The sequence below is a fragment of the Sporolactobacillus putidus genome (assembly GCF_014647035.1).
GTDB classification, from domain to species: Bacteria; Bacillota; Bacilli; order Bacillales; family Sporolactobacillaceae; genus Sporolactobacillus; species Sporolactobacillus putidus.
Map to the genome: position 1 here is coordinate 44,139 of NZ_BMOK01000017.1, position 12,782 is coordinate 56,920.

The window sequence follows — 12,782 nt, forward strand, 5'->3', positions numbered from 1 at the left end:
AGGTGATGATTGATGGGAAGTGATCAGGCACCGCTGCCTGTCCCCGGTCAACTTGCTCGTGTTTTGAAAGGGAAAGAAACCGGCTCTTATTTTGTGATTGTGCGGCTTCTCGATCGCCGTTTCGTTGAAATTGCGGATGGAGACAGACGCAGGTTTGACAATGCAAAGAAGAAGAACATCAGCCATCTTGATCTTCAATCGTATGTGTCTGCCGAAGTTCAGAAAAGCTTGCGCGAAACCGGACGCGTGACGAATGGAAAACTGCGCTTTGCCATCGCGCATTATTTAGATGAAGAAGTCTGTAACAAGAGGAAGGGTGAGTCAGCCGATGGCTAAGGAAGATGTCATTGAAGTTGAAGGCACCGTTATCGAACCACTGCCGAATGCAATGTTTCGTGTCGAATTGGAAAATGGTCATAAAATTTTAGCTCATGTGTCCGGAAAAATCAGAATGCACTTTATCCGCATTCTGCCCGGAGATAAAGTAACGGTCGAACTATCGCCGTATGATGTGTCACGGGGCCGTATAACTTTCAGGCATAAATAAGCAAGAGATGCTCTGCGGTGTATAAGGAGGGTTCAACAATGAAAGTAAGACCATCAGTAAAAAAGATGTGCGAAAAATGCAAGATTGTCCGTCGAAAAGGCGTTGTCATGGTGATTTGTGAAAATCCGAAACATAAACAGAGACAAGGTTGAAGGAGGTGTTTTGACGTATGGCCCGTATTGCAGGTATCGACATTCCAAGAGAAAAACGAGTCGTTATATCCCTGACCTATATTTATGGTATCGGACTGACGACCGCCAAAAAGATCCTTGCGGAAGCAAAAGTTTCTGAAGATACACGTGTCCGCGATCTGACTGAAGAAGAACAGACACGTATTCGCGAAGTGGTCGACCACTATCGTGTAGAAGGAGATCTTCGCCGGGAAGTTTCTCTGAACATCAAGAGACTTATCGAAATCGGTTCATATAGAGGAATCCGTCATCGCCGCGGTCTGCCGGTTCGCGGACAGAATACGAAAAATAATTCGCGTACGCGTAAAGGTCCTAAGCGCACGATGGCAAATAAAAAGAAATAAGTAAGGAGGGTTAAGCATTTATGGCAAAACAACAACGTACGCGCAAGCGCCGTATCAAGAGAAATGTCGAGAGCGGGGTGGCTCATATCCGTTCGACATTTAATAATACAATCGTCACGATTACCGATCCGCATGGCAACGCTATTTCCTGGGCGAGTGCAGGCGGTCTCGGATTTAAAGGTTCGAGAAAATCGACACCGTTTGCTGCACAGACTGCGGCTGAAGCAGCCGGGAAAAGCGCCCTGGATAACGGCATGAAGACGATCGAAGTCTCTGTCAAGGGACCCGGCGCCGGCCGTGAAGCTGCTATTCGTGCTCTGCAGGCAGTGGGGCTGGAAGTCACAACGATCCGTGACGTTACCCCCGTTCCCCATAATGGCTGCCGTCCGCCGAAACGCCGTCGTGTCTGATCTGCGTGCGTATAGCTCGCAATCAATCTGTTTATAATGCTACTAATAAACGTGATGATACCGATGCAAGAAGCACGCCGTAAGCCCTAAGGAGCATTAATCAGGAAACTTTGGCCGGCGTCGGCCGGAGTTTTGACGTTTTGAAGGAGGGTTCTTGTTTGATGATTGAGATCGAAAAGCCAAAGATCGATACGGTTGAATTAGCAGACGACGGAAGTTACGGAAAGTTTGTTGTTGAACCGCTCGAACGTGGGTACGGCACGACTCTGGGTAATTCTTTACGTCGAATTTTGCTTTCTTCCCTCCCAGGCGCGGCTGTTACGACAGTTCAATTTGATACTGTGCTTCATGAATTTTCCACCATCGAAGGCGTTGTAGAAGATGTAACGGCGATTATACTGAATATCAAGAAGCTGGCATTGAAGCTGTATTCAGATGAGGAAAAGACACTTGAAATCGACGTTCAAAGAGAAGGAAAAGTGACAGCTGCCGACATAAATCATGATAGCGATGTAGATATTCTGAATCCGGATTTGGAAATCGCTACTCTTGACAAGGGTGCTCATTTTCATCTGAGAATGCTGGCCAAAAAGGGACGCGGGTACGTTCCTGCCGAGGGAAACAAGTCTGATGATCTGCCGATCGGTGTCATTCCGATTGACTCAATTTATACGCCGATCTCCCGTGTAAACTACCAGGTTGAGAAAACGAGGGTTGGTCAGGTGGCCAATTATGATAAACTGACACTTGACGTTTGGACCGACGGCAGTATTCGTCCGGAAGAAGCCGTTTCACTCGGTGCCAAGATTCTGACGGAGCACCTGAATATTTTTGTCGGTTTAACCGACCAGGCACAAAAAGCGGAGATTATGATCGAAAAAGAAGAAGATCAGAAAGAAAAAGTGCTTGAAATGACGATTGAGGAACTGGATCTGTCGGTTCGTTCTTACAACTGCCTGAAGCGTGCCGGGATCAATACGGTTCAGGAACTCACCCAGAAAAGTGAAGAAGACATGATGAAGGTCAGAAATCTTGGCCGCAAGTCTCTTGAAGAAGTGGAAGAAAAGCTGAATGATCTCGGCCTGGGGCTGAGACTCGAAGAGTAAGACAGGCAAACGGACATGGATCATTTTTCTTTTTTGCGCAAAAAAGAAAGAGTCAGCACAGAATAAAGGAGGTACAGGTACATGGCATATGTTAAACTGGGTCGGGATTCGGCTGCAAGGAAAGCCCTGTTCCGCGATCTGGCAACCGATTTGATTATTAATGAACGGATTCAGACGACGCATTCCAAAGCGAAGGCACTTCGGCCTGTCGTAGAGAAGATGATCACGCTGGCCAAACGCGGCGATCTTCACGCGCGTCGTCAAGCTGCTGCATTTATCCGCAATGAAGTGGCTGATCAGGAGTCCGGTCAGATGGCACTGCAAAAACTGTTTGACGATGTAGCTAAACGCTACGAAGATCGTCAGGGCGGTTATACGCGTGTGCTGAAAGTCGGCCCGCGCCGCGGCGACGGCTCTGAAATGGCGATCATCGAATTGGTAAAATAAGCATCTCTCATGAAGGGCAGAAGCACGGTTCTGACGAGCCGGTTTTCTGCCTTTTTTCACACAGGCGGGTTTTCATCATCAGCGGGTCTGACCGGACGGGGCTTCCCGCGGCATCAGAAAGCGATTCTTGAAAGCCATTCATGGAAAATGGACGGATGAATTTGCTCGTAAAACTCATTTCCGCGTCGAAACGGAAAAAAGGAGCGTCAGAGACACCGGAAACAGCGATCTTTCCGGTATACATAGAGAGCGCTAAAGAGTGGGCCTGAGAGGAGCGGTGGAAAATCATGGTGAGAATTATTGAAGTCGGCGGACTGTCCTATCGCTACAATGAAGATCAGCCATGGGTGCTCCGTGATCTTAGCTTTTCGGTAAACAAGGGCGAATGGCTGGCGATCATTGGGCACAACGGTTCCGGAAAATCAACACTTGCGAAATGTCTGAACGGACTGATTCTTCCTCAAAAAGGTACGGTTCACATTGGTGGATTTGATACAAAAAACGAGAAGACGATATGGGATGTTCGCCGGATGGTCGGCATGGTGTTTCAAAATCCGGACAATCAATTTGTCGGTGCCACGGTCCGGGACGACGTTGCCTTTGGTATGGAAAATAACGGCATTCCACGCGAAGAAATGATCAGGCGGCTTCCGGAGGCGCTTCGGTTTGTTAAAATGGAGCAATTTGCCGGCAGCGAGCCGCACCGGCTTTCCGGCGGTCAAAAACAGCGTGTTGCGATTGCGGGAATTATTGCCCTTCAGCCTTTGATCGTTATTCTGGATGAGGCGACTTCGATGCTTGATCCGGAAGGACGGAGAGACATGATCAGGACGATGCGCTACTTAAACAGGGAGCGCCGCCTGACCGTTTTGTCCATTACACACGATCTGAGTGAAGCTGTCTACGCTGATCGGATGATCGTTATGAATCAGGGAGAAATTGTCCGTGAAGGTACCCCTCGCGACATTTTTCAGTCGCCGGAATTTCTGGAAAAGATAGGACTTGATTTGCCCTTTGCCGTCAAACTGGGCCACGTTCTGTATGAAAAAGGGGTTCCTCTGACCGATGCCGCTTTATCCCAGGAAGAGTTGGTGAATGAACTATGGACATTACGTTCGAACATGTAACGCATGTTTATAATCCAAGAACGCCTTTCGAACGGCTCGCCCTTGATGACGTGAATCTGTTTATTCCTTCAGGATCTTATACATCGATAATCGGACACACAGGTTCAGGAAAATCAACGCTGGTCCAGCATATTAACGGGCTTTTGAAACCATCAAAAGGCCGGGTTACCGCAGGAAAAATTACGATTGATGCCAATGAAAAAAAGCCGAATTTAAAAGCACTCAGAGAAAAGGTCGGTTTTGTTTTTCAATATCCAGAGCATCAATTATTCGAAGAAACGATCATTAAAGACGTTTGCTTCGGGCCGATGAATTTCGGCGTGCCTGCTGCAGAGGCGACAACCCGGGCGGAAGAAAGTTTGCGCCTTGTCGGCCTGCCTTCATCATACTGGCACCGTTCTCCATTTGACTTGAGCGGCGGTCAGATGCGGCGTGTGGCAATTGCCGGCGTTCTCGCCGTCCATCCGGAAGTGATTATTCTGGATGAACCGACGGCGGGTCTCGATCCGCAGGGGAAAAGGGAAATTCTTCACCTATTTGATAAATTGCATAAGAATTTCAATCTAACACTGATTATGGTGACCCATAACATGGGAGATGCAGCCCTGTACTCTGATCAGGTCATCGTCATGGCTGGCGGCCGTCCGGTTATGGCTGACAAACCGGAGAAAGTTTTTGCCAGAGAAGAGGAGTTGCGGAAGATTGGTCTGGATGTGCCGGAGACCATGATGTTTTTGGACAAGTTAACTGCTAAGTTCGGCGCCGGACAGATATCGCCTGTTTTTACCATTCAGGAAACGGCTGACACTGTGATAAGGCTTTTGAACGGAGGCTTGGAAAATGTTTAACTTGATTATCGGCCAGTATGTACCGATCGAATCCTTTGTTCACAAACTTGACCCGCGTTCAAAACTTGCGGGTGTCTTTCTTTTTGTTGTCGTTGTTTTTCTGGCAGACAATTGGCCAACCTACGGATTGATGATCATTTTTTGCCTGGCGGGTATTTATTTCTCAAAGGTACCGCTTCATTTTGTCTATCAAGGGCTTCGGTCGGTCCTTTTCATTGTTCTGGTGACCTTTGTTCTGAACCTGTTCTTCACGGCGGGCGGCCCGCTTCTTTTCAGTATGGGTTGGCTGCATATTTATCTTAATGGACTCATTCAATCTATTTTTATTTCAATCCGGCTCCTTGTCATCATTGTTGTCACGACTCTGCTTACGTTGACGACATCCCCGATCGAAATCACGGACGGGATGGAAACGCTGCTCGCTCCCTTAAAAAAAATTAAACTGCCGGTTCACGAATTTGCACTGATGATGTCGATTTCACTGAGATTCATTCCGACTCTCCTTGAAGAAACCGAAAAGATCATGAAGGCGCAGGCGGCGAGAGGATCGGATTTTACAAGCGGGCCGCTGAAAAACCGTGTTAAAGCCATTATTCCGCTTCTTGTTCCGCTGTTTGTCGGTGCTTTCAAACGTGCTGAAGATCTGGCGATGGCGATGGAAGCAAGAGGGTATCACGGCGATACTGGGCGCACGAGGCTGCGTAGACTAGTTTGGACGTGGCGTGATACGCTGCTGATGATCCTGTTTGCTTTCCTCACGGCCTTACTCATCATGACAAGAAGCTGATTGCAGGTGAAAGCATGACAAAGTTGAAATGTACGGTGGCCTATGACGGCTCCCGCTTTTTCGGGTATCAGGTGCAGCCCGGGAAACGTACGGTACAGAGAGAAATTGAAACGGCTCTGGCGAGGATTCATCACGGCCGGGAAATAAAAATTACGGCGTCGGGACGGACGGACCGAGGCGTTCATGCTGCCGGGCAGGTATTTCATTTTGAAAGCCCACTCAGTATCCCGCCCGTAAACTGGACGAAGGCGCTGAACAGCCTTCTTCCGGACGATATCTACATTTGTCGTACGGAACTTGTGTCCCCGGACTTCCATGCACGCTTTGATGTGAAAATGAAGGAGTACCGCTACCGGCTGCTGACCCGTCCGGAACCGGATCTGTTCCGCCGGTTCTACACGCTCCACATAAAAACGCCTCTTGATTTACAGAAAATGAACGAAGCTGCCGGATCCATAGTCGGAACCCATGATTTTTCATGTTTCTGCGCAGCGAACACAGATGTCAAAGACAAAGTCAGGACCGTTTATCATCTGGATGTCCATCAGGAAGGCGGGGATGAGACGATCATCTGTATTGTCGGCAACGGGTTTCTTTACCAGATGGTTCGAATTATTACCGGCACGCTGCTCGCTGTCGGGACGCATGTGCTTCCACCGCCGGCACTTTCCGAAATTATTGCGGGGAGAGACCGCCAGGCCGCACCGAAAACGGCGCCCGCGTGCGGACTGACGCTCTGGCAGGTGACTTACTAGGGGCTGACTTCCGCCCGGCATCTTTTTCCGGACGCAGATACGATTCGGCTGTAAGCGAGGCTGTTGTGACACCATGCTGGCCCTCCTTTCTGATTGTTCCGGCAAAGTTTACTGACTGCTTGACAATGGACCCTCAATGTTATAATATATAGTTCGGCATTTCTGATTTGACCACTATTAGCCCCAAACGATATTGGCTCAAATAAATGAAATTGTAAACGGATCGGAAGGCGAAATCGTTTGCGTTTTCCGAAAGACATCGAAGTGGCTGTGGGTCGCGGAGATAAATAGAACTCTAGAATCTAGGAGGAAACATCGTGCGTACTACCTTTATGGCTAAACCGGAAACGGTTGACCGCAAATGGCTTGTTATTGACGCCGAAGGCCAGGTACTGGGCCGTCTCGCAAGCGAAGTAGCTGCAATCCTGCGCGGCAAGAACAAGCCGACTTTCACACCGCATGTCGATGTCGGCGATAACGTGATTATCATCAACGCGAAGAAGATTGAACTGACAGGGAAGAAACTTCTGGATAAAAAATATACACATCACTCCGGCTATCCGGGCGGCATCAAGTCCCGTTCAGCGCTTGAGATGCGGGAAACCCGCGCTAGAGAAATGCTTGAACTGACGATCAAAGGTATGCTACCTCACAATAGTCTTGGACGTAACATGTTTACGAAACTGCACGTTTATGAAGGCGCAGAACATCCGCATGCCGCACAAAAACCGGAAGCTTACACGCTCCGCGGATAATTAAGGAGGGACAATAAGAATGGCACAAGTACAATATTACGGCACCGGCCGCCGCAAAAGTTCCATCGCCCGCGTCAGGCTCGTTCCCGGCGACGGAAACGTTGTCATTAACGGCCGCAATGCCGATGAATATTTCAATCTCGAAACGCTCCGCATGATCCTGAAGCAGCCGCTCGTTTCTACGGAGACAGAAGGACGTTACGATGTCCTCGTTAACGTATCCGGCGGCGGATTTACCGGTCAGGCCGGTGCAATCCGCCACGGTGTTGCCCGGGCACTGCTGAAAGCTGATCCTGAATATCGCGTAGCACTGAAACAGGCTGGTTTTCTGACCCGCGATCCGCGTATGAAGGAACGTAAGAAATACGGACTCAAAGGCGCACGCCGCGCTCCACAGTTCTCAAAACGCTGATTTATCAACGTTTCAAGGCTCCCAAACCTATTGGTTGGGAGCCTTTTTGGTTAGAATAAAAATTGCGTTCCAACGCTATATACGCGAATCATGAGAAAATCCAGGCTGATTTGGAAAAAGCTGCTACGATTGATTCCTGTCTGTTTGCCGGATGATAAAGGAAAAAGGGGGAAGCATGGTGGGAATAGTCATGGACTTTCAGGAGAGGCAGCGTCACAAACAGCTGGACTTTGAGCGGCGGGTGCTGCAGGACTTGTCGCTTGAGAAAATAGAGGCATCCATCCACAACCGCTTTGATCATTATATGGCACTCGTTCCTTCGTCGGCACAGACGGCAAGGGACATGTGCGCGGAGTATGCGCTGGAGGCCTTTCTGCTCGGTTCTTCAATGGGCAGATTCGGTTTTTATGGCGAGGATACGGAAAATGTTTTTCAAAGGAGCGTGCTTCCGTTTGAGGCGCTTCACGGCGATTTTTTTGATTTCTGGCTGTTCTGGTCGGCATCCGACCCTGCTGCGGCCACAGGGCTGCAGGAAGCTTGCGAACGTTACCTTTATACGTGGTGGAAGGAAGGATTCGAAGCATCACTCAGACGCTGGAGGATGAAGCTGCACTGATCACGTGCTTCTCTTTTCCTGCATAATTTAAACGGCTGTCCATATACATGTTCAAGAGACAGGCTCGCGATTAGGGGGAAGAGACATAATGATCAGAAAATGGCTGCTCGGTTTTCTTGCTATTATTACGGTATTTTCGGCAATCGCCGCCGTCCGATGGGTAATCGTCAGCCGGCACGCCAGTATGCCCTGGCATCTGCCGCTTTCCGGCCGTGTGATCGTAGTCGACGCGGGACACGGCGGTGCGGATGGCGGGGCTGTCGGAGGACAGACTGAGGAAAAGAAAATCACCTTAATGATCGCCGATGATCTTCGCCATTATTTGCAAGAATCCGGCGCGCTGGTTGTGATGACTCGTGAAAGTGACAAAGACCTTGCCGATGCCGATTTCAACGGAAGACGCAAAGCACAGGATCTGCTGCGCAGAGCCGATCTGGTCAAAAAAACGCACCCCGATGCTTTTATCAGTATCCACCTGAATGCGATTCCGTCGCCCCAATGGCATGGTGCTCAGACTTTTTATTACCCGAAATCGGAAGAAAACCAAAAATTGGCCAGGTTTATTCAGGATTCATTGAAAATCAACCTTGGCAATACAGACCGATACGCAAAGCCAATCGGTCATGTTTACCTGCTCAAAAAGGCTGATCCTCCGGCAGCACTGGTCGAAGTCGGCTTCTTGTCGAATCCCGAGGAACGGGCTTTGCTGGTTGAAAGAAATTATCAAAAACAGGCGGCAGCCGCGATCAGTCAAGGGATTATGCGTTACTTCACGAATGAAAAAGTTCCCCAAACATGAAAAACATTCCCTGCATCCATTCATTTTTCAGGTTTTTCACAGAAAGGTTTGCTATACTGAAAATGGAAAACGATATGAGGAGAGGCAGGCCTGTTATGATGGATCAGGGAAAAGTGACGGAAGTTTTGAAAACGGTTCAAGATCCTTTTTTACATAAAAATCTGATGGAAACGCACGCCCTCAGGGACCTTAAAATTCAGGGAGATTTTGTCAGCCTTAAACTCGCTTTGTCCAGGCAGGACAGCGTGAAGCAAATGCAGATTCAAGTTGAGATTTCCTCAAAACTGAAAGAAAAAGGTGCCGAATCCGTCGGTATGCGGTTTACATTGCTTAGTGCGGATGAAATAAAGGCGCTCGGCGGTTTTCCCGAAGAGGAGACCTCGCTTCTGTCACCGAAAAGCGGAACCGTTTTTATTGCCGTGGCAAGCGGGAAAGGCGGTGTCGGCAAATCGACTGTATCCGTCAATCTTGCCCTGGCGATGGCGCGGCTCGGCAAGAAAGTCGGCCTTCTGGATGCCGATATTTACGGGTTCAGCGTGCCGGATATGATGGGCATCGGGAACAGACCGACGTTGAAAAATGACCGGATCATTCCGGTTGAACGCTTCGGGGTCAAGGTTATCTCCATGGGCTTTTTTGTTGAAAATAACTCGCCCGTTATCTGGCGGGGACCGATGCTTGGGAAAATGCTGAATAATTTCTTCAGCGATGTCGACTGGGGCAATCTGGACTGTCTGATTCTTGACCTGCCGCCCGGCACCGGTGATATCGCCATGGATGTGCACGGCAAGATTCCGCACTCCAAGGAAATTATCGTGACAACCCCGCATCCGACGGCCGCGTTTGTCGCGGCCCGCGCCGGAGAAATGGCCGTCAAGACGGAGCACGAGATTCTTGGTGTCATTGAAAATATGGCTTATTATCAAAGCCCAAAAACCGGAGAAATTGAGTATGTGTTTGGACAAGGCGGCGGAGAAAAATTGAGCGGCCTCCTGAAAACCGACCTGCTTGGACAGCTGCCGCTCAGACAGCCGGTTGAACAAGAAGGCGAATTTGCACCAGGTGTCTACTTCGAAGGTGATCCGGTTGCCGCCATTTACGACAGCATTGCAGAGAAAGTGATTAACAAACTACAGAAATAACCGGTAGCAGATTTCAGATGAGCCTCCGTAATCATGCGGAGGTTTTTATTATCCCTTTTACCCATCGCAGTTGGCAAAATGCGTTCTGATTTTCTGACAACGAATCAACAACTAGAGAATATCATACCGCTTCACCGAAATTAGCGGGCAGTGCCAGCTTAAAATTACGAATTTAGTTCTGATTATTCACACTTTTACTTTCAGTTCTCAGGCTGCGTGTTCCTGTGATGAATACATAGAAGCCAGCTTTTTCAGTCCTTTTTTCTACGATTTGGTGAAAAAAACGACTTCCGACTGTTGAGATGATTGTAAAATGGGTTTAACTAACGCCGCTGGTTAGATCAATCCAACTAAGATTTAAATGCGCCAGCGGTATAATCAGTAAAAACAAAGGTAGAAATCGTCGTATTGCCCTGGCCGCCCGCTCTTTTCCAAACTGAATAATTCGTTCAGAACCTCACATATTAATAAAGAAATGTGTCATCGAGGAGGAATCAGTGTGGCGAAAACGGGGTCGATCCTGCTTGTTCTGCTTCTGTTGCTCGTCGCTGCGGCAGGCTGTGGTTCTCAGTCTGGACAGCCGACTTATCAGGAAAATAAGAAGATGGTGCTTGATATGCTCAAGACAAATGAAGGAAAACGGACGGTCAAAGAACTGCTTCAGGACAAAGAGATGAGAAACACCATCGTACTGGATGAGCCTGCCGTAAAGAAGACGATTATCGAAACGCTGACTACGGAGCAGGGGAAAAAGATTTGGAACGAGATCATAGCCGATCCGGAGTTCTCCGGCCGGCTTGCCAAAAGCATGCAGCAGGAAAACGAAAAACTTCTGAAAAAAATGATGAAGGATCCGGATTATCAGGGAATGATGATGGATGTCCTGAAGGCTCCCAAACTCCAGGAACAGTATCTGGATTTAATGAAGACCAAACCGTTCCGGGAGCAGATGAAAATGGGCGTTCAGGATACACTGGCCAGTCCTCTTTTCAAGAAACAGCTCATGGATGCAATTACCGAAGCACTGAAAAAACAGAGCAAAAAGGGTAGCTGAAAGGCGGGGGCCATTGTTGGATTATTGCTGTCAGTTCAGTAATTGATGCTTGCCCTGGGCATCGGAAATCAGATTTTTTAAAGTCACAAACGTGTAGCCTCGGTTTTGCATCTCCCGGATAATCAGCGGCAGCGCACGATCGGTTTGTTTGGCCGAGTCAGAGGCGTGCAACCGGATGATATCCCCTTTTCCTGCATCCTGGAGCACACGGCTGACGATAATTTTATACCCCGGATTCGTTTCGTCCTGCGGGTTGACACTCCACAATACCAGCTGCTGCTGAAGCCGGGAGGCAATTTTCAAGGTTTCGTTATTTATCTTTCCGTAGGGAGGCCGAAGCAGCTGCGGTCTTCCGCCTCCTGATTTGTCGATTGCCGCTCCGGCAAGAATGATGTCGCGCCGAATCTCGTCGGGACCAAGCTGTGTATAATCTTCATGACGCATTCCTTGTGATTCAATCTCATTTCCGTCTTTCAAAGCCTGCTGAACAAGATCGGGGTGCTGCTCCGCCCATTCCCCTGAGAGAAAGAATGTCGCTTTGATGTTCTCGTTTTTCAAGGTTTCCAGAATCGTTTTGATTTGCTGGTCACCCCAGTTGCAGTCGAAAGTCAGGGAGAGATGTTTTTGATTGGTTTCAACTCTGGACAAGGCGCCGGTCTCTTTTACAGGGGTGAAAACGTCTGTCTGCTGTTTTTGGACAAACAGGATCAAAGCTGCAAAGAAAGCAGCGATCACAATTAGAAGGAGATTTTTTATTTTTTTTCCGTTGATGACCCATAACATGAACGTCCCCACCTTGTTCCCAATGTTTGTACCATTCTATGGCAAGGCTGTCCTGAATATGCGAAATTACAGCAGGGCCCAGCCTTAACGAAATTGATGGATGTTCCTTGCAACGAAGTAAAGGTGGTTCGAACACTTGCCGGAAGAACGGCGCAAATGACTTGAAGGAAATTAGCGGAGTAAAATACAGTGATTGAGAGCTAAAAAGAATGTGAAAAAAAATGATTGACAAATCGTAAACAGCTGGTAAGATAGATATTGTTGTCTTTCCTTGATGCTTGAAATTGCATTCGGTATTTTTAGACGAAAAAAAGTTTCAAAAAGGGATTGACAAATTGGTTTCAAGTCACTATAATTAATTAGGTCGCTGAATGAGTGACAAAGCGAATGTTCCTTGAAAACTGAACAAAAGCCAAGCGTGATTGAAAAAGGGTAAACCCTTGAATCAATTCAAAAAAAGCTATGGATTCAAACGCGTATAAAAGATTGATACGGATAGAAATTATCCGGTAAGCATTACTTTTTGGAGAGTTTGATCCTGGCTCAGGACGAACGCTGGCGGCGTGCCTAATACATGCAAGTCGAGCGCACGGAAGGGAGCTTGCTCCCGGAAGTGAGCGGCGGATGGGTGAGTAACACGTGGGCAACCTGCCTGTCAG

General features: G+C 48.4%; 18 protein-coding genes and 1 rRNA gene. 18 read left to right on the forward strand and 1 reads right to left on the reverse strand.

Going from position 1 to position 12,782, the window contains the following annotated elements; all coding sequences use genetic code 11:
• The first annotated feature begins 12 nt into the window (after positions 1–12).
• From IEX81_RS14920 to gerD, 17 genes are all read left to right on the forward strand, one after another.
• Positions 13–336, forward strand: coding sequence for a KOW domain-containing RNA-binding protein (locus tag IEX81_RS14920; protein ID WP_188804747.1), 324 nt, complete (start codon positions 13–15; stop codon positions 334–336).
• Positions 329–547, forward strand: a complete 219-nt coding sequence (gene infA / locus IEX81_RS14925) for a translation initiation factor IF-1 (protein ID WP_010024579.1) — start codon at positions 329–331, stop codon at positions 545–547. Before IEX81_RS14920 ends, infA begins: the two co-directional genes overlap by 8 nt.
• 38 nt (positions 548–585) lie before the next feature.
• On the forward strand, positions 586–699 hold the full coding sequence (gene rpmJ / locus IEX81_RS14930; RefSeq protein ID WP_010024581.1) for a 50S ribosomal protein L36: 114 nt from the start codon (positions 586–588) through the stop codon (positions 697–699).
• A gap of 17 nt (positions 700–716) precedes the next feature.
• On the forward strand, positions 717–1,082 hold the full coding sequence (rpsM, locus tag IEX81_RS14935) for a 30S ribosomal protein S13 (RefSeq protein WP_135349423.1): 366 nt from the start codon (positions 717–719) through the stop codon (positions 1,080–1,082).
• A gap of 20 nt (positions 1,083–1,102) precedes the next feature.
• Positions 1,103–1,492 (forward strand): 30S ribosomal protein S11, encoded by a 390-nt coding sequence (rpsK, locus tag IEX81_RS14940; protein WP_188804749.1) that lies wholly within the window; start codon positions 1,103–1,105, stop codon positions 1,490–1,492.
• A 161-nt stretch (positions 1,493–1,653) separates the two neighbouring features.
• The gene (locus tag IEX81_RS14945) at positions 1,654–2,598 is read left to right on the forward strand and encodes a DNA-directed RNA polymerase subunit alpha (protein ID WP_188804752.1); all 945 of its coding nucleotides are present in this window, start codon (positions 1,654–1,656) and stop codon (positions 2,596–2,598) included.
• Between the two features lie 81 nt (positions 2,599–2,679).
• Positions 2,680–3,045, forward strand: coding sequence for a 50S ribosomal protein L17 (gene rplQ, locus IEX81_RS14950; RefSeq protein ID WP_188804754.1), 366 nt, complete (start codon positions 2,680–2,682; stop codon positions 3,043–3,045).
• Positions 3,046–3,332: 287 nt separating this feature from the next.
• Entirely contained in the window at positions 3,333–4,172 is an 840-nt protein-coding gene (locus IEX81_RS14955; RefSeq protein WP_373292391.1) for an energy-coupling factor ABC transporter ATP-binding protein, read from the forward strand.
• Positions 4,148–5,020: an energy-coupling factor transporter ATPase gene (locus tag IEX81_RS14960; protein WP_188804756.1), complete on the forward strand. Its 873-nt coding sequence runs from the start codon at positions 4,148–4,150 to the stop codon at positions 5,018–5,020. Before IEX81_RS14955 ends, IEX81_RS14960 begins: the two co-directional genes overlap by 25 nt.
• Positions 5,013–5,807, forward strand: coding sequence for an energy-coupling factor transporter transmembrane component T family protein (locus IEX81_RS14965; RefSeq protein ID WP_188804758.1), 795 nt, complete (start codon positions 5,013–5,015; stop codon positions 5,805–5,807). The genes IEX81_RS14960 and IEX81_RS14965 overlap by 8 nt, the downstream gene beginning before the upstream one ends.
• Before the next feature lie 14 nt (positions 5,808–5,821).
• Positions 5,822–6,562: a tRNA pseudouridine(38-40) synthase TruA gene (gene truA / locus IEX81_RS14970; protein ID WP_188804760.1), complete on the forward strand. Its 741-nt coding sequence runs from the start codon at positions 5,822–5,824 to the stop codon at positions 6,560–6,562.
• A 317-nt stretch (positions 6,563–6,879) separates the two neighbouring features.
• Positions 6,880–7,317 carry a 50S ribosomal protein L13 gene (gene rplM, locus IEX81_RS14975; protein WP_188804762.1) on the forward strand — a complete coding sequence of 146 codons (438 nt, stop codon included), beginning with the start codon at positions 6,880–6,882 and terminating at the stop codon, positions 7,315–7,317.
• Positions 7,318–7,336: 19 nt separating this feature from the next.
• Positions 7,337–7,729 carry a 30S ribosomal protein S9 gene (gene rpsI, locus IEX81_RS14980; RefSeq protein ID WP_188804764.1) on the forward strand — a complete coding sequence of 131 codons (393 nt, stop codon included), beginning with the start codon at positions 7,337–7,339 and terminating at the stop codon, positions 7,727–7,729.
• A 175-nt stretch (positions 7,730–7,904) separates the two neighbouring features.
• A complete protein-coding gene (locus tag IEX81_RS14985) occupies positions 7,905–8,345 on the forward strand; it encodes a DUF2521 family protein (protein WP_229727637.1) in 441 nt (146 codons plus the stop codon).
• A gap of 88 nt (positions 8,346–8,433) precedes the next feature.
• Positions 8,434–9,144, forward strand: coding sequence for an N-acetylmuramoyl-L-alanine amidase CwlD (gene cwlD, locus IEX81_RS14990; RefSeq protein WP_188804768.1), 711 nt, complete (start codon positions 8,434–8,436; stop codon positions 9,142–9,144).
• 95 nt (positions 9,145–9,239) lie between these two features.
• Complete coding sequence (gene salA / locus IEX81_RS14995; RefSeq protein ID WP_188804770.1) at positions 9,240–10,286, forward strand: iron-sulfur carrier protein/transcriptional regulator SalA; 1,047 nt, start codon at positions 9,240–9,242, stop codon at positions 10,284–10,286.
• A 499-nt stretch (positions 10,287–10,785) separates the two neighbouring features.
• Complete coding sequence (gerD, locus tag IEX81_RS15000; RefSeq protein WP_229727638.1) at positions 10,786–11,340, forward strand: spore germination lipoprotein GerD; 555 nt, start codon at positions 10,786–10,788, stop codon at positions 11,338–11,340.
• A 30-nt stretch (positions 11,341–11,370) separates the two neighbouring features.
• Here gerD and IEX81_RS15005 read toward each other — a convergent pair whose 3' ends face one another.
• Positions 11,371–12,123: a polysaccharide deacetylase family protein gene (locus tag IEX81_RS15005; protein ID WP_188804775.1), complete on the reverse strand. Its 753-nt coding sequence runs from the start codon at positions 12,121–12,123 to the stop codon at positions 11,371–11,373.
• A 520-nt stretch (positions 12,124–12,643) separates the two neighbouring features.
• On the opposite strand from IEX81_RS15005, the gene IEX81_RS15010 reads away from it, so the two are divergent.
• Positions 12,644–12,782: ribosomal RNA gene (locus tag IEX81_RS15010) — 16S ribosomal RNA — on the forward strand; the annotation flags it as partial.